Origin of the sequence: Variovorax sp. PMC12, assembly GCF_003019815.1 — a bacterium.
Lineage (GTDB): Bacteria > Pseudomonadota > Gammaproteobacteria > Burkholderiales > Burkholderiaceae_C > Variovorax.
Genome location: NZ_CP027774.1, coordinates 900,429 through 915,256, shown reverse-complemented (window position 1 = coordinate 915,256; position 14,828 = coordinate 900,429). Strand labels below are relative to the sequence as shown.

The window sequence follows — 14,828 nt, the reverse complement described above, 5'->3', positions numbered from 1 at the left end:
AAATCGGATGACGAAGTATACGTATACGTGTAGTATACGTATACATTTAAACGCGTCAACGCGGATTCCGTTTTTTCCTCGCACCTGCCCATGAGCGCCAGACTGAACCACCCCTCGATCGCCACGGCCGGACGTCCCGTGCGCTTCTGGTACGACGGCCAGCCGGTGGACGGCCTCGAAGGCGAGACCATCGCGGCCTCGCTCGCGGCCAGTGGCATCAAGGCAATGCGGCATACCCGCGGCGGCGAGCGCCGCGGCCTTTACTGCGGCATGGGCGCGTGTTTCGATTGCCTGGTCACGGTGGATGGCGAGGCGAGTCAGCGCGCCTGCCTGACCAAGGTGGCCGATGGCCAGCAAGTGCGCTCCACCTTGCCGGCCGGCACGCCAGACGACCCGCTGCAGCCGCTCACGCCCGAGGCCGGCGCCGAGCCCGCCCGGCGGCAGGTCGATGTACTGGTGGTGGGCGCCGGCCCGGCCGGGCTCTCGGCGGCGCTGGCCGCGCGCCAGCCCGGCGCCGAGGTCCTCGTGCTCGACGAGCGCCTGGAATCAGGCGGGCAGTTCTACAAACCGCTCGCACCGTCCCATCGCGCAGCCACGCCGGCAGACCGCCAGTTCGCCCAGGGGCTGGCGCTGGCGCAGGACGTGCGCGCCGCCGGCGTCACGGTCATCCAGGGCGCCCAGGTCTGGGCCGCCTTCTCGCCGACGGAGGTCGCGGCGCTCATCGACGGGCGCGCCACGGTCATCGAATGCCGCCAGCTCGTGATCGCGCCCGGCGCCTATGAGCGTCCGGTGCCGTTCCCCGGCTGGACCTTGCCCGGCGTGATGACGACCGGCGCGGGCCAGACGCTGGCTCGCGCCTACCGTGTCTCGCCGGGTCGCCGGGTGGTCATCGCGGGCAACGGCCCGCTCAACCTTCAACTGGCCGCGGAGTTGCTGGCTGGCGGCGCTGAAGTGGTTGCCGTGCTGGAGTCGGCCCCGCGCCCGTCGCTGCGCCACTGGCGCCAGTTGCTGGCCGCCGCCCGCACCGCGCCCGACCTGGTGGTCGACGGCTGGCGCTATCTGCGGCGGCTGCGCGCCGCCGGCGTACCGGTGCTGTGGGGGCACGCCGTGGTCGAGGCGCAGGGCGATGCCCACGCCACGAGCGGCCTGCGCCGCGTGGAGATCGCGCGCGTGGACGCCCAAGGCCGCGCGCTGCCGGGAACCCGGCGCACGCTGGAGGCTGACACGCTCTGCCTGGGCTATGGCTTCATCCCCTCGACCGAGCTCGCGCGCATGCTCGGCTGCGCGCACCGGCTCGCCGACCGGCACTTGGGACACCTGGCCACCATCACACAGGAAGACGGCGCCACCAGCGTGCCCGGTGTCTACGTGGTGGGCGACGGTGCCGACCTGGGCGGCTCACGCGTGGCGTTGGCGCGCGGCACGCTGGCCGGCGCCGCGGCCGCGCACAACCTGGGCCTGCAGGCGAAAGCGTCGGCGACGCTGGCCGACGCACCGGCCCGCCTGCACCGCGCCGAGTGCTTCCAGCAGGCTCTGTGGTCGATCTACACCCCGCCGCCCGTCACGCTGGCCGCTGTGCCCGACGACACCCTGCTGTGCCGCTGCGAGGAAGTCAGCTTCGGCTCGGTGCGCGAGCAGATCCGTGCCGGTGCCGACACCCTGGCCGCCATCAAGCGAAACACGCGCCTTGGCATGGGGCGCTGCCAGGCACGCTATTGCGCCGTCACCGCCGGGCGGCTGGTGGCCGAGCTCACCGGCCGGCCGCCGGAAGTCGAGCAGTACTTCGCGCCGCGTCCGCCCGCCAAGCCGGTGCCCGCCGGCGCGCTCGGTTTCGAGAAGCCCGAATGGGGCGGCCACAAGCCCGCCATCACGCCCAACCTCGCACGGCCGGTCGAACACGCGCCCTTCGAGCCGCTGCGCACCGACGTGCTGGTCATCGGCGCCGGCGTGCTCGGCGCATGCCTGGGCTACTTCCTGTCGAAGGCGGGCCGGGACGTCACGGTGGTGGACCGCGACGACCTCAACCTGCAGGCCTCGGGCGCCAATGCGGGCAGCCTGCACGTGCAGTTGCTGTCCTTCGACTTCGGTGCCAAGGCCCAGGAGGGCGGTGGCCCCGCCGCGGCCACGCTGCCGCTGGGGCCGATGTCGGTGCGCCTGTGGCAGGAGATCGAGTCCGACTGCGGCGAAGACCTCGAGATCAAGATCACCGGCGGCCTCATGGTCGCCGACAGCGAAGACGGCATGCGCTTCCTCGAGGCCAAGGCCGCGCTGGAGCGGCGCCACGGCATCGACGCGCAGGTGATCGACGGCGCCGACCTGCGCCGCCTGTCGCCGGCGCTCTCGGGCGAACTGCTCGGCGCCGAGCTGTGCCCGATGGAAGGCAAGATCAACCCGCTGCGGGCGACCTACGCCGTGGCACGGCGCGCGCAGCAGCAGGGCGCGCACGTGCTGCGCGGTTGCGACGTGCAGGCCATCGAGCGGCTGCCGGGCGACGGCGCCGGCTACGTCGTGCGCACGTCGCGCGGCGTCATCCATGCGGGGCGCGTGGTCAACGCAAGCGGCGCCTGGTCGAGCGCCATCGGCCGCATGCTGGGCGTCACCATCCCGGTGAAGGGCGCGCCGCTGCAGATGATCGTGACCGAGCCCGCGCCGCCGCTGGTCAATCACCTGGTCGCGCATGCCGACCGGCACCTGAGCCTGAAGCAGGCGGCCAGCGGCGGGCTCATCGTCGGCGGCGGCTGGACCGCCGCCTTCAACGAAGACATGCGCCTGAACCGCGCCGTGCGCGACAGCATCGAGGGCAACCTGTGGGTCGCGCGCCGCGTGCTGCCCGCGGTGCGCGGCCTGCACATGGTGCGCTGCTGGGCGGGCATGAACGTCAACATCGACGGCGCTCCGATCCTCGGCGAGGTGCCGGGATGCCCTGGCTTCTTCAACGCCGTGACTTCCAACGGCTACACGCTCGCGCCCGTCACCGCACAACTCGTCACCGAGCTGATCGTGCGCGGGCGCACCGACTTCGACATCACGCCTTTTCGCATCGAACGCTTTCTCTGACCGCCATGATCGACATGACCGACCACGCCCCTGCATTCACCCTTGCGCGCGATTCGCTGCGCCAGTTCATCGACGCCCACTTCGACGAGCAGGTGAGCACGCTCGCCGAACTGGTGCGCTGCCCCTCCGACAACCCGCCCGGGGACTGCGCGCCGCACGCCGAACTCACCGCCCGCCTGCTCGAAGCCATGGGCTTCGAGGTCGAGCGCCATGCAGTGCCTCCCGAGTACGCCGCCGCGCACGGCATGCGCAGCGTGACCAACCTGATCGTTCGCGAGCGCTTCGGCGAAGGCCCTGTCATCGCGCTCAACGCCCACGGCGACGTGGTGCCGCCGGGCGCCGGCTGGAGCGTCGACCCTTATGGCGGCGAAGTGCGCGACGGCTGGCTGTACGGCCGCGGCGCCGCGGTGTCGAAATCCGACTTCACGACCTACGCGTTCGCGATGCGCGCGCTCAAGCACCTGGCCGCATCGGGCACGCCGCTGGCCGGCACGGTCGAGCTGCACCTGACCTACGACGAGGAAACCGGCGGCGTGACCGGCCCCGGATGGATCCTGTCGAAGGGCCTGAGCCGGCCCGACTTCGTGCTCTCCGCCGCGTTCTCGCACCACGTGGTGGTCGCGCACAACGGCTGCCTGCACCTGGAGGTGTCAGTGCGCGGGACCTCGGCACACGCAGCACGGCCCGACACCGGCCATGACGCGATCGAGGCCGCCGCCACGTTGCTGCCTGCGCTGTACCGCTACCGCGACGGCCTGGCCGACCGGCCCTCGCGCACCCCAGGCATCACCCATCCGACCATGGTGGTCGGCCTCATTGCCGGCGGCATCAACACCAACGTGGTGGCCGATGCACTGAGCCTGCGAATCGATCGGCGCATCGTGCCCGAGGAATCGCCCGAAGCGGTGGAGGCCGAGTTGCGCGAAGTGATCGAATCCGCCTGCCGCGCGCTGCCCGGCATTTCGGTGGAGATCCGCCAGATCCTGCTGGCACGCCCGTTCGCGCCGGCGCCGGGGGCCGACGAATTGGCCGCCCTGGTGTGCCGCGAGGCCAGCGATGTCATGGGCAAGCCGGTCACGCCCATCGGCGTGCCGCTCTACACCGACGCGCGCCTGTACAGCGAAGCGGGCATTCCCACCGTGATGTATGGCGCGGGCCCGGAATCGCTGCTCGAAGCCAACGGCCACCGTGCCGACGAGCGTGTGCCGCTGGACGAACTGCGCAAGGCCACCCGCGTGGTCGCCAACACGCTGCACCACCTGTTGACGCGCTGAAGCGCCAAGGAGCCGAGCCATGATCGAAATCAGCCACGTCAACAAAAGCTACGGCGCCTTCCAGGTGCTGACCGACTGCACCGCCCACATTCGCAAGGGCGAAGTGGTGGTGGTCTGCGGGCCCTCGGGCTCGGGCAAGTCCACGCTCATCAAGTGCGTCAACGCGCTGGAGCCTTTCCAGCAGGGGCGCATCACGGTCGACGGCGTGTCCGTCGGCGACCCCAAGACCGACCTGAACAAGCTTCGCGCGCGCGTCGGCATGGTGTTCCAGCACTTCGAGCTGTTTCCCCATCTGTCGATCGAGGACAACCTGTCGATCGCGCAGGTCAAGGTGCTCAAGCGCTCGGCTTCCGAAGCCCGCGCCGCTTCCATGGCGCTGCTGCAGCGCGTGGGCATGCGTGCGCATGCGCACAAGTTCCCGAGCCAGCTGTCGGGCGGGCAGCAGCAGCGCGTGGCCATTGCACGCGCGCTGGCCATGGACCCCATCGCCATGCTGTTCGACGAGCCCACTTCGGCGCTCGACCCCGAGATGGTCAACGAAGTGCTCGACGTGATGGTCGGCCTGGCCCGCGAGGGCATGACCATGATGTGCGTCACGCACGAGATGGGGTTCGCGCGCAAAGTGGCGAACCGGGTGATCTTCATGGACCGCGGCCGCATCGTGGAAGACTGCGCCAAGGACGAGTTCTTCGGCGACCCGTCGGCCCGCTCCGACCGGGCGCAGCAGTTTCTCTCGAAGATCCTCCAGCACTGACACCGGCGGTTGCCGAGCCTGATCACCCCGATTTTCCGGTTTTAGATTCGAGCTGCGCATTGGCGAGATCTCCAAGACTCCTGATCGCCCCTTCCAGGCGCGGATCGCTGGGATACCCGTAGTTGATGCGCAGGTGCCGGGTGTACCGGCGGTCGGCTGAAAACAAATGCCCCGGCGCTACGCCTATGCCGAGCCGAAGAGCGTCCTGGTGCAGCGTGAGCGAGTCGACACCTTCCGGCAGCGCGAGCCACAGGAAATAGCCGCCCTCGGGGCGCGTGACCCGCGTGCCAGCCGGAAAGTATCGATCGACAAGTCGCAAGCATTCAGCCTGCTGGCGGCTGAGCGAATGCCGCAGCACGCGCAGGTGACGATCGAAACTCTTGTGTTGCAGGTACTCCTGCAACGCCAGTTGGGAGGGGAGGGCCGTCGCCAGCGAGCTCATCAACTTGTTCCGGCTCAAAGTGGCTGCAAAGCGGCCACCCGCCACCCAACCGATGCGATATCCGGGTGCCAGGGATTTCGAGAAAGAACTGCAGTGCAGCACCCAGCCGTCCCGGTCCCAGGCCTTGGCTGGTGGCGGTCTGCGGGCGCCATGCGCGAGCTCGCCGTACACGTCGTCTTCGATCAGCGGTATGGAACGGGTGGCGAGCATGCCGACCAGTTGCTCCTTGGCCGCGTCGCTCATGGTGCAGCCCATCGGATTCTGGAAGGTCGGCATGAACCAGCAGGCCTTCACCGGATGCTGGTCGATCACGCGCGCGAGAGAGTCGAGATCTACGCCTGTACGCGGGTGGGTCTCGACCTCGACCGCGCGAAGACCGCGCCGCTCCAGTGCCTGCAACGCACCATAGAAGGTCGGTGTTTCGATGGCCACGACGTCGCCCGGCTGAGTCACCGATTCGAGCGCGAGATTGAGTGCTTCCATCGCTCCGCTGGTGATGACCAGTTCCGACGCGGGAACATCCATTCCGACGCTGCCGTAACGCAGGGAGATCTGATGGCGTAGAAGCGCGTTTCCTGGTGACAGATCCTCGACGGTCTGCCAAGGATCCATCCGCTTGAGCGCTCGCGTCAGGCCGGCGGCGAGTTGCTCGAAGGGAAACAGCTCTGGCGACGGAAAGGCGGAGCCGAGCGGGACCATGTCGCGCTCGCGCGCCTGTGCAAGGACCTGAAAGACAAGCGACGAGACGTCCACTGACATGGACCGGAGGACAGGCGCGCTGGCGGCGAGTTCGTTGGCCGTCGTTTCCGCGCCCGCTCGAACGAAGTATCCCGACCGCTGCCGCGCTTCGACGAGCCCTTGCGCCTCCAGCAGGTAGTAAGCAGAGAACACGGTAGACGCACTGATGCCCATCTGCGACTTCAGTTCGCGCACCGAGGGAAGGCGATCGTTCGCCTTCAGCCTGCCGGCGCGAATGCGCTGAGCGATGTTGTCGGCGAGCTTCTCGTAGCGGTTCATGGGCATTCCATCTGATATGCAAATCTTGAGCTGATCTGATTCTGTACGTATCAGTCTGAAAAGTGAACACTCGACAACACGTTGAAAGTGCTTCTGTGGTGCCAGTCGGTAGCTTTACCAAATTGGCTTTTCATTTCGTTTAAATCATGAATTCGATTCCTGTTTCTTTTGTTATTTTCAAGATCCTCGTGCTCAGCGTCGGCATGTATTTGGCCGTGAAGTGGCATTACGTTCGAGGACAGAAAGACAAGAATCAAAAGACGGCTGCAGTGTTGCTCACGTCCATCAAGGTGGGAGCGGCATTCGTTGCTTCGTCTTTCCTTATGTTGTTCCTTACCCTTGAATTTTGCAAAAGGATGGGTCTGGACCTGACCATGTAGTGATTGGACGTTTTCGATCAATAGTCCGGATACGGTTCGGCTGACGGAACGCCCCTTTAAGACACGAACCTCGTCGCGATTTGCACGCTACGTTTTCCAACCATACGAATTTTCTTGTACCCTGCGTTGACATGATTCACCTAACATCTCTTCTGAGGTAAGTGGTTGATTTTTCATGGGTTTTATCCGGTGTCATCGGTTTATTGAAAGCTCACTTTTGTGCCCACAATTTAAAGACTCGCGCGAATCAGTCACCAAATTGTCGAGACTCGCGCGAGCGTGAGCATATTTTCAAGACTCGCGCGGCCGGGCGGGTAGCAAAGCATTGCTCTCCATCCGTAAGCCATTTTTTCCGCTGCAGCTCGAACAGCGGACTTCAGGGCGCGTATCGGGCTGCGGAAACACGCTTTGCTGAATTCGCCCATTGCATGATTACCTACCTGCCGTGCCCGGCGGCCTGCCCGGCAAGAGCGAACTGGTGGGCAAGACGGAGGCCCAGATCATTGCCCTCTATCAGGCGTTCTCATGGGAGGACTTCGGCCTTCCCGCCGACTTCTGGAGCGCCTCGAACGGCAACATCCTGCTGGGGCTCACGCTGCAAGGGGTGGACGCGGTGGTGAACGTGGCCGGCGGCCTTCCGCCCGGCATGGGCGACAAGAGCGAACTGGTGGGCAAGACCGAGCCTCAGATCGTCACCCTCTACCAGGCCTTCTCGTGGGAGGACTTCGGTCTGCCCGGCAATTTCTGGGAACTCCCGGCCGGCAACGGCGCCACGGTCAATCTGCCGCTGACCCGCACCGTCAAGGCTCCCATCTTCAGCGTGCTGCGCACCGGCACGGGCGATCTGGACATCTCGGCGGGCGGCAACTTCTCGATGCTGTCGCCCTATGGCGTGTACACGGCCGGGACACCGACCAGCCTGGGCAATACCGCGCTCGATGCCCGCTACAACCAGGCACGCGGCCTGCTGGCGGGCAACTTCGTGCTCGGGACCGTCGCAGGCGACGCTGCCGCCGAATACGAGAGGCTGGTCAGCGGACCGGCCAGCTTGTACCAGGCGTGGTATCCGGACCGTGGCGGCAGCCTGCGGATGGATGTCGGCGGGAATCTCACCGGCGATTCGTGGAGTGCCAGCGGGGAGTTGCCCTGGGCCAGCGCCGGCGTCGGCAACTGGCTGTGGCGACAGGGGACGGGTAAGACCGCGGGCGTCGACGATGTGTCCACCGCGTGGTGGATCAACTTCGGCACCTATGCCTACAAGGAGCGCAAGGACGGCGCCGAGAACCCGCTGTACTGGCCAACCGTCGCCGGCTTTACCGGGATAGGCACGCTGGGCGGGGGCGACCCACGATCCGTGTCGGTGGCGATGCGGGTGTCATCACCAGGCGTTCGACGGACCTCGTGGGCGTCAACGCCTCGAGCAGCAAATCGGCGCGCAGCCAGGGGGTGGTGCTCGCTGTTGGCGGTACCGGCCGGGTTCTTGCGGATGGCGGCCTGGCCCTGACGGGGGGCGGGGATCTGGACGTGCGCATCGGGGGCGGCTGGAACAGCAGCATGGCGGGCCGCTTGACAACCAGCGGCGTGGACGTTGCGCAGACGCAGGAGCTGTATGGCGGCCTCGTCAACCTGCGCGGCGCGATCGCCATGAGCGCGGGCCAGATCGGCACGATGGAGCTGTTCTACGGCGCGACGCAGGACGGCAAGGAGGTTCGGGCATCGAACCCCTATACGTCGAGCATCTCCCGGGCCACCGGAGGCCTGATGCTGATGGGCGGCGACGCCGGCACCACCATCGCCAGCCGCGGCGACCTGGTGCTGGGAGGCACGGGAGATCCGGGCCTGGTGGGGACACCCAATGGAACGGCATTCACGTCCACCGCAGGCAACGGACAGATGGGGCAGAGCTGGTTCAGTCTCTGGACGGACAGGACAGCCGTCCATCTGTCGGCAGCCGGCGGCAACCTGGCCTTCGATACCCGCGCCAGCGAAAGCATCGCCAACCCCTTGGTGGCGAACTGGGACTACACCAGCAACGGCGGCTGGTTCCTGCTGCCCGGCAATGTCAGCGCCGTCGCGAACACGGGCAGCATCTACTACGGCCAATCGGCCGCATACCTCAACACTTTCGGCAGCGCGAACCAGTGGAATACCGGCGGCCTGCTGCTTGCGCCGCTGGGCAGTCGCCGCATCGAACTGCTGGCCGGCGATTCGCTCTATGGCGGCGGCTATGCCATCAGTTCGTCCGGTGCGGATGCATCGGTCATGGCGACGATCCTGCAGCCGGCCTTTGCCGGATTCGACGCGGCGAATGCCCGTGTGGTCAGCAATGTCAGTGCCAGTGGCCCCGTGGCGGATATCGGGCGCTTTCCTCTGATGGCCTTTGGTGCGAACAGCGTGAGCGACCGGGTTGGCGTGTCAGAGAGTGCATCGAGTCCGTCCCGCTTCTACGCAACCAACGGCGACATCGTCGGCCTGCGAACGGGCTCTGTGGTGAAGTTTGCTGCTTCCGGCGTTCGTGCCAACGAGGTCGACTACGTGGCCGCCGGACCGATTGCCGTGAAGGCCGGGCGAGACATCGTCTATTCGGGGACGCGCATCAACGACGCCCTGCCCGACATCGGCGACTTCACGAGCGACGCTTCCAGTGCGAAGGCTTCCGGCAATCTGATCGTTCATACGCAAAGGAACGACGCCTCGGTGATCGAGGCCGGCCGCGACATCCTCTACGCCAACTTCGACATGGCCGGCTCCGGCACCCTGGAAATCTCCGCCGGCCGCAACGTCATCCAGAACGACCGGGCCAACCTCACGAGCATCGGGCCCGTGGTCCCCGGCGACAGCCGTCCCGGCGCGGGCATCGTGGTGCAGGCGGGCCTTGGACCCCGTGGCGCCAGCTACACGGGGCTTCTGAGCCGGTATCTCGATCCGGCGAATCAGGCCGCGACCGGCACGCCGCTGGCCGATCAAGCCGGCAAGGTCGCCAGGACCTACGGTGCCGAACTGGCCGCATGGCTGTCCGAACGGTATGGCTTCGAGGGCACGAGCGGGCAGGCGCTGGCGTACTTTAATGCGCTGGCGCCCGAGCAGCAGCGCATCTTTGCGCGCCAGGTCTTCTTCACCGAACTGCGTGAGGGCGGGCGCGAGTACAACGCGGTCGATGGCCCGCGCACCGGCAGCTACCTGCGTGGGCGCAATGCCATTGCGGCGCTATTCCCGGGCAGGGATGCCGGGGGCAACGGCGGCGCCCATCAAGGTGACCTGCTGATCTATGGCGGATCGGGCATCCATACCGATCTTGGTGGCGATATTCAGGTGCTGACGCCGGGTGGCGCACAGACCTACGGCGTGGAAGGCGCCGCGCCGCCTTGCACCGCGGGCCTCATCACCCGCGGCAAGGGCGACATCCAGCTCTATGCGCTGGACAGCATCCTGCTGGGCCAGAGCCGCATCATGACCACCTTCGGCGGCAGCATCCTGGCCTGGTCGGCCCAGGGCGACATCAATGCCGGCCGCGGCTCCAAGACCACGGTGGTCTACACGCCGCCGCGGCAGGTGTACGACGACGTCGGCAACATGAAGATCTCGCCCGACGTGCCCAGCACGGGCGCCGGCATCGCCACGCTCAACCCGCTGCCCGAAGTGCCCGCCGGCGACGTCGATCTGATCGCGCCCCTGGGCACCATCGACGCGGGCGAGGCCGGCATCCGGGTGTCGGGCAACGTCAACATCGCGGCCCTGCATGTGGTGAACGCCGAGAACATCCAGGTGCAGGGAAAGTCCACGGGGCTGCCGGTGGTTGCGGCGGTGAATGTGGGCGCGTTGACGAACGCCAGCGCGGCAGCGAGTTCGGCCACCGCCGCCGCGCAGGATGTGATGCAGCGGGAGCGCGCAGCGGCCCGCCAGAACCTGCCTTCGGTCTTCACCGTGCGGGTGATGGGGTTCGGCAACGAGCCGCAGGGTGGCGAGCAGGCTCCTTCGCAGCCCGCGAAGAGCGGCTTGCAGAGCAGCACGCGTGTTCCCTACGACGCGCACAACCTCGTTCAGGTCGCCGCGCACGGAGACCAGTTCGATCCCGCCGTGATGTCAAAACTTTCCGAAGCCGAGCAGCGCGAGCTGCGAAAGGCCAGGTAATTCCCCGACTTCGTTCCCGCACGGTTTCTCGCTGGAGAAACCGGACGGGCACGGATTTGCCCAGCGTTTTCGATACGGAGGGTTCCATGTTGGACATGAGCACCTGGGTCTGCGCAGTGGCTTCCGCAGGCGCGGATGACGAGGCGGTTGGAGAAAGAAGCAGGAGCGGACCTCCACGCGTCTTGCTGCGCGACTTTCTCGTCGCCAACTACGTCCGGCTGCAGCAGCGCCTGACCCGGCATCTGGGCTGCCCCGACCTGGCCAGCGAGTGCCTGCACGACGCCTGGCTTCGCCTGGACGATCTGGCGGTCTTCGCGTCCGTGCACAGCCCTGAAGCCTATGTCTATCGCACGGCCTGCAACGCGGCGATGGACCGCATGCGCAGCAACCGTAATTGGCAATACGCGGAGGGTGCCGATACCGACCTCGACTACCTCGCGGATCTCGGCCCCGGCCCGGACCTCAGCGCATAGGCGCGCTCCGAACTCGCCGCGGTGGAGCGTGCCCTGCATCGGCTGCCACGACGCCACCGGTCCGTGCTGGCCGCCCTGCGCATCGAGGACGCCACGCGCGAGGAGGTCGCCACCCGCTTCGATCTGACCTTGCGCCGCGTGGACACCGTGCTGCGCCAGGCACTGGAGCACTGCGCCGAGCTCGCCGGCCGGTCGGTGCAGGGCGGGGTGAGAAGGGGCCGCAACCCCGTGGCAACGAGGGCGTCTTCTGCGGCGATTCGATGAAGTTCCTGTGACCCGACATCGCCTTGCCCATCGACACCGATCAGCAACGCCTGCCGCGAGGCTCAGGGCCGCGGCATCAGCGGCGAAGACGGTGCGACGGGCGGCGGGCGTTGCGGGTGGACCGAGGTGCCGAAGGTGTTGCCCATGCGGTGTCCGATCGCCGCGCGGTTGAACAGACCGAGCTGGTTCGAGGGCTTCTGCACGATGGCTTCCGATGCCATGCCGGGTGCCGCGCCCTCGCGTCCGGGCGCCGGGGCCTTGGGCTGCAGCTTCTGCGTGAGGCACTCGTAGGAGGGTGTGCGTTCGCCGTTGACGGTGACCTCCGCGCAGCTGTCCACGCCGGCGTTCGTCGCCTTTGCCGTGTCCTGCGCGGCTGCGTCGCCGCAAACCCCGCAGACTCCGCCCACCAGCAAGGCCGCCATGCCGTGCAAGAATTTCATGCGCCTGTCGTCCTTCTGTGTGCCGCCTCGAACGCGGCAGTCTAGGTCGCATGCAAGTCAGAGAGAAGACGGCTGCGTGGCATGCATACCAAACGTCACATGTCAGTCATTCGCGCCGGATAGCCTCGCCGCTTCGTACCCCATCTCTTCAGAACGCTTTTCCGTTGTCGACCCCCCGCCACATGACACGTACTTCCGCATCGGGCGGTGCCCTGACACTGTCCTGGTGCCTCGTCATGGCGTTGATGATGGGCGCGCGGCTCGCCGCCGCACAGGCCGCCGCCGATGGCGAGGTCGTGCGGTTCGACCTGCCGGCCCAGTCGCTGGAAATTTCCCTCGCCGTCTTCGGCCGCATCACCGGGCATTCGGTGCTGGTGGCCAGCAGCCTCACGGCCGGCCGCGAGGCTGCCGCGGTCCGGGGCGACTTCGCGCCGCGCGAAGCATTGCACCGCCTGCTTGCAGGCAGCGGGCTCGTTGCACGCTACACCAGCGCCAATGCTTTCACGCTCGTGCCGGTCCCAGTGGAGCCGTCCGAGAAAAGCCTGGCCGACGGGCGCGCAACGAAGGGTGACCCCGAGGCGGCGGAGGCCACGCGGGCGCAGGCCGGCTATGCAGCCGTGCTCCAGGCATCGATCACGCGCGTGCTCTGCATCGCGCAGCCCGATGCCTTCGGCCGCTACCGCCTGGGCCTGCGGCTATGGATCGACCCCACGGGGCTCGTGAGCGAAGCCCGCCTGCTCGAAGGCAGTGGCCTTGCGCAGCGCGATGCGGCGGTGCTCGCCATCCTGCGCTCGCTGGAGATGGATGCACCACCCCCGCCTGGCATGGCGCAGCCCGTCACCATCCTTCTCACGCCGCGCGCCGATCCAGCGCGCGACTGCCGGCCCTACAGCACCGCGCGTGGCGCGCGTGCCGGCTGAGCGCCGGGGACCGCAGGCATGCCCGATTCGATCAAGGCCGCGTTGCGCGCGCTGTTCCTCGCGCGCTACGCCCAGTTCAGGAAGCACCTGCAGATTCGCCTCGGCTCGGAAGATTTGGCCAACGACGCGCTGCAGGAGACCTACCTGCGCATGGAGAGCGCCAACGTGCGCAGCCCGGTGCGCTATCCCTCGGCCTACCTGTTCCGCATCGCGCTCAATGTGGCGGAAGACCAGCGCAAGAGCAACTCTCGGCTGCTGAGCGTGGGCGAGGTCGAGGCGCTCTACGACATGGCCGACGAGATGGCCGACCCGGCGCGCGGTGCCGAGGCCCGCAACGAGCTGGAGGCACTGGAGCGCGCATTGGCCGAGCTGCCGCGGCGCCGCCGTGCCATCGTGCTGGCCGCACGCGTGGACGAGATGCCGCACAAGGAAATAGCCGCGCGCTACGGCGTGTCGGCGCGCACCGTCGAGAAGGAACTGCGCGCGGGCCTGGAGCATTGCTGCGAGCGATTGGGAAGAGATTTCGTCCAGCGCTTCGGTCCCGGTGCCGGAAAACAGTCTAAGCCTCATGACAGCTGAAGAATCCGAACAAACCGGAGACGGCCAGGCGATGGAGCTCCTGCAACGCGAAGCCCAGGCCTGGGTTGTGCGGCTCGGCTCGCACCAGGTGACGGACGAGGACGCACAGGCCTTCAAGCGGTGGTGCGCGCAGAGCCGCAGCCATGCCAATGCGTTCGTGCAGGCGCGTGAGGTGTGGCGGGCCATGGCGTCGGCCGCGCTGCAGGTACGCCGGCAAGACGAACGCAATGCGCGCACCCGCATGCCGGTGGCGGGACGGCGTGCGTTCCTGGGCGGCGCGGTGGCCGCCTCGGTGGCTTATCTGGCGGTGCGGCCGCCGCTGGAGCTCTGGCCCTCCGTCACCGAGTGGGGCGCGGACTACCGCACCGCCACCGGAGAGCAGCGCGAGGTGGCCATGGCCGATGGCGTGGTGCTGCAGATGAACACGCAGACCCGCGTCAATGTGCTGCGCGGCAGCGAGAGCGGTGAGGGCATCGAGCTGCTGGCCGGCGAAGCCGAGATCGCGACGCAGGCCTCGGCGCGCGTCACCGTTTCGGCTGCGGACGGCGTGGTCTCCGCGGTGCGCGCGCGCTTCAACATCCGCAATACCGACGGCGAGGTGTGTGTCACTTGCATCGCGGGCCAGGTCGAGGTGGCCCGTGGCGCGCAGCGCTTGCCGCTCGACGAGGGACGGCAACTGCGCTACGGCGCCGCGGGCCTGGGCGCCGTCATGCCGGTGGACATCGGCCCGGTCACGGCCTGGCGCCGCCGGCAACTGGTGTTCGACCAGGTGCCGCTCGCGCAGGTGGTGGCCGAGGTCAATCGCTACCGGCGCGGCCGGCTCGTTCTCACCAGCGAGGCGCTGGGCCGCAGCCTGGTGCAGGCGAGCTTTTCGATCGACCGGCTCGACGACGTGGCCTCGCTGGTGCGCGAGGTGTACGGCGCAGAGCTCACGCAACTGCCCGGCGGCATCGTGCTGCTGGGGCAGGCCAAGGCCTGAGTGCCAAGGCTTCATGAAGATTTCGTGACATGGTGCAGTCGCGCTGCACCTTCGCTGTCATAGCTCGGTAGACCACGGGCCGCAGGCTTTCGCAGCCCGCTCCGTGGCATCGAACGAG

13 protein-coding genes are annotated in these 14,828 nt (G+C 67.5%); 11 read left to right on the top strand and 2 right to left on the bottom strand.

Translation table 11 applies throughout. The annotated features are described in order from the left end of the window. Positions 1 to 90 precede the first annotated feature (90 nt). The 3 genes from C4F17_RS31580 to C4F17_RS31570 are packed head-to-tail and all read left to right on the top strand — an operon-like array spanning position 91 to position 5,085. Positions 91 to 3,057: an FAD-dependent oxidoreductase gene (locus C4F17_RS31580; RefSeq protein ID WP_106938310.1), complete on the top strand. Its 2,967-nt coding sequence runs from the start codon at positions 91 to 93 to the stop codon at positions 3,055 to 3,057. A 14-nt stretch (positions 3,058 to 3,071) separates the two neighbouring features. Beyond that, positions 3,072 to 4,331, top strand: coding sequence for a M20/M25/M40 family metallo-hydrolase (locus C4F17_RS31575; RefSeq protein ID WP_106938534.1), 1,260 nt, complete (start codon positions 3,072 to 3,074; stop codon positions 4,329 to 4,331). Between the two features lie 19 nt (positions 4,332 to 4,350). After that, a complete protein-coding gene (locus C4F17_RS31570) occupies positions 4,351 to 5,085 on the top strand; it encodes an amino acid ABC transporter ATP-binding protein (RefSeq protein ID WP_081267644.1) in 735 nt (244 codons plus the stop codon). 22 nt (positions 5,086 to 5,107) lie between these two features. On the opposite strand, the gene C4F17_RS31565 is transcribed toward C4F17_RS31570, so the two are convergent. Further along, positions 5,108 to 6,544, bottom strand: coding sequence for an aminotransferase-like domain-containing protein (locus C4F17_RS31565; protein WP_106938533.1), 1,437 nt, complete (start codon positions 6,542 to 6,544; stop codon positions 5,108 to 5,110). 146 nt (positions 6,545 to 6,690) lie between these two features. Here C4F17_RS31565 and C4F17_RS31560 point away from each other — a divergent pair, with 146 nt between their 5' ends. From C4F17_RS31560 to C4F17_RS31540, 5 genes are all read left to right on the top strand, one after another. Then, positions 6,691 to 6,924, top strand: coding sequence for a hypothetical protein (locus C4F17_RS31560; RefSeq protein WP_106938309.1), 234 nt, complete (start codon positions 6,691 to 6,693; stop codon positions 6,922 to 6,924). Positions 6,925 to 7,369: 445 nt separating this feature from the next. Next, on the top strand, positions 7,370 to 8,428 hold the full coding sequence (locus C4F17_RS31555; RefSeq protein WP_106938308.1) for a hypothetical protein: 1,059 nt from the start codon (positions 7,370 to 7,372) through the stop codon (positions 8,426 to 8,428). Continuing rightward, positions 8,326 to 11,055: a filamentous haemagglutinin family protein gene (locus tag C4F17_RS33605; RefSeq protein WP_159053796.1), complete on the top strand. Its 2,730-nt coding sequence runs from the start codon at positions 8,326 to 8,328 to the stop codon at positions 11,053 to 11,055. Before C4F17_RS31555 ends, C4F17_RS33605 begins: the two co-directional genes overlap by 103 nt. Positions 11,056 to 11,141: 86 nt before the next feature. Then, a complete protein-coding gene (locus tag C4F17_RS31545) occupies positions 11,142 to 11,528 on the top strand; it encodes an RNA polymerase sigma factor (RefSeq protein ID WP_106938306.1) in 387 nt (128 codons plus the stop codon). A 63-nt stretch (positions 11,529 to 11,591) separates the two neighbouring features. Then, a complete protein-coding gene (locus C4F17_RS31540; protein ID WP_234383066.1) occupies positions 11,592 to 11,792 on the top strand; it encodes a hypothetical protein in 201 nt (66 codons plus the stop codon). Between the two features lie 62 nt (positions 11,793 to 11,854). Here C4F17_RS31540 and C4F17_RS31535 read toward each other — a convergent pair whose 3' ends face one another. After that, positions 11,855 to 12,232, bottom strand: a complete 378-nt coding sequence (locus C4F17_RS31535; RefSeq protein ID WP_106938304.1) for a hypothetical protein — start codon at positions 12,230 to 12,232, stop codon at positions 11,855 to 11,857. A gap of 182 nt (positions 12,233 to 12,414) precedes the next feature. Here C4F17_RS31535 and C4F17_RS31530 point away from each other — a divergent pair, with 182 nt between their 5' ends. Genes C4F17_RS31530 through C4F17_RS31520 form a run of 3 tightly spaced genes read left to right on the top strand, consistent with a single transcriptional unit; the run spans position 12,415 to position 14,710 of the window. After that, a complete protein-coding gene (locus tag C4F17_RS31530; RefSeq protein WP_159053795.1) occupies positions 12,415 to 13,152 on the top strand; it encodes a TonB family protein in 738 nt (245 codons plus the stop codon). A gap of 18 nt (positions 13,153 to 13,170) precedes the next feature. Then, positions 13,171 to 13,731 carry an RNA polymerase sigma factor gene (locus C4F17_RS31525; RefSeq protein ID WP_106938302.1) on the top strand — a complete coding sequence of 187 codons (561 nt, stop codon included), beginning with the start codon at positions 13,171 to 13,173 and terminating at the stop codon, positions 13,729 to 13,731. Continuing rightward, on the top strand, positions 13,721 to 14,710 hold the full coding sequence (locus C4F17_RS31520; protein WP_106938301.1) for a FecR family protein: 990 nt from the start codon (positions 13,721 to 13,723) through the stop codon (positions 14,708 to 14,710). Before C4F17_RS31525 ends, C4F17_RS31520 begins: the two co-directional genes overlap by 11 nt. Positions 14,711 to 14,828 lie beyond the last annotated feature (118 nt).

Coding starts and splice junctions, on each gene's coding strand:
- C4F17_RS31560 (WP_106938309.1), top strand. CDS start 6,691: ATGAATTCGATTCCTGTTTCTTTTGTTATTTTCAAGATCCTCGTGCTC.
- C4F17_RS31575 (WP_106938534.1), top strand. CDS start 3,072: ATGACCGACCACGCCCCTGCATTCACCCTTGCGCGCGATTCGCTGCGC.
- C4F17_RS31580 (WP_106938310.1), top strand. CDS start 91: ATGAGCGCCAGACTGAACCACCCCTCGATCGCCACGGCCGGACGTCCC.
- C4F17_RS31535 (WP_106938304.1), bottom strand. CDS start 12,232: ATGAAATTCTTGCACGGCATGGCGGCCTTGCTGGTGGGCGGAGTCTGC.
- C4F17_RS31530 (WP_159053795.1), top strand. CDS start 12,415: ATGACACGTACTTCCGCATCGGGCGGTGCCCTGACACTGTCCTGGTGC.
- C4F17_RS31520 (WP_106938301.1), top strand. CDS start 13,721: ATGACAGCTGAAGAATCCGAACAAACCGGAGACGGCCAGGCGATGGAG.
- C4F17_RS31525 (WP_106938302.1), top strand. CDS start 13,171: ATGCCCGATTCGATCAAGGCCGCGTTGCGCGCGCTGTTCCTCGCGCGC.
- C4F17_RS31545 (WP_106938306.1), top strand. CDS start 11,142: ATGTTGGACATGAGCACCTGGGTCTGCGCAGTGGCTTCCGCAGGCGCG.
- C4F17_RS31570 (WP_081267644.1), top strand. CDS start 4,351: ATGATCGAAATCAGCCACGTCAACAAAAGCTACGGCGCCTTCCAGGTG.
- C4F17_RS31565 (WP_106938533.1), bottom strand. CDS start 6,544: ATGAACCGCTACGAGAAGCTCGCCGACAACATCGCTCAGCGCATTCGC.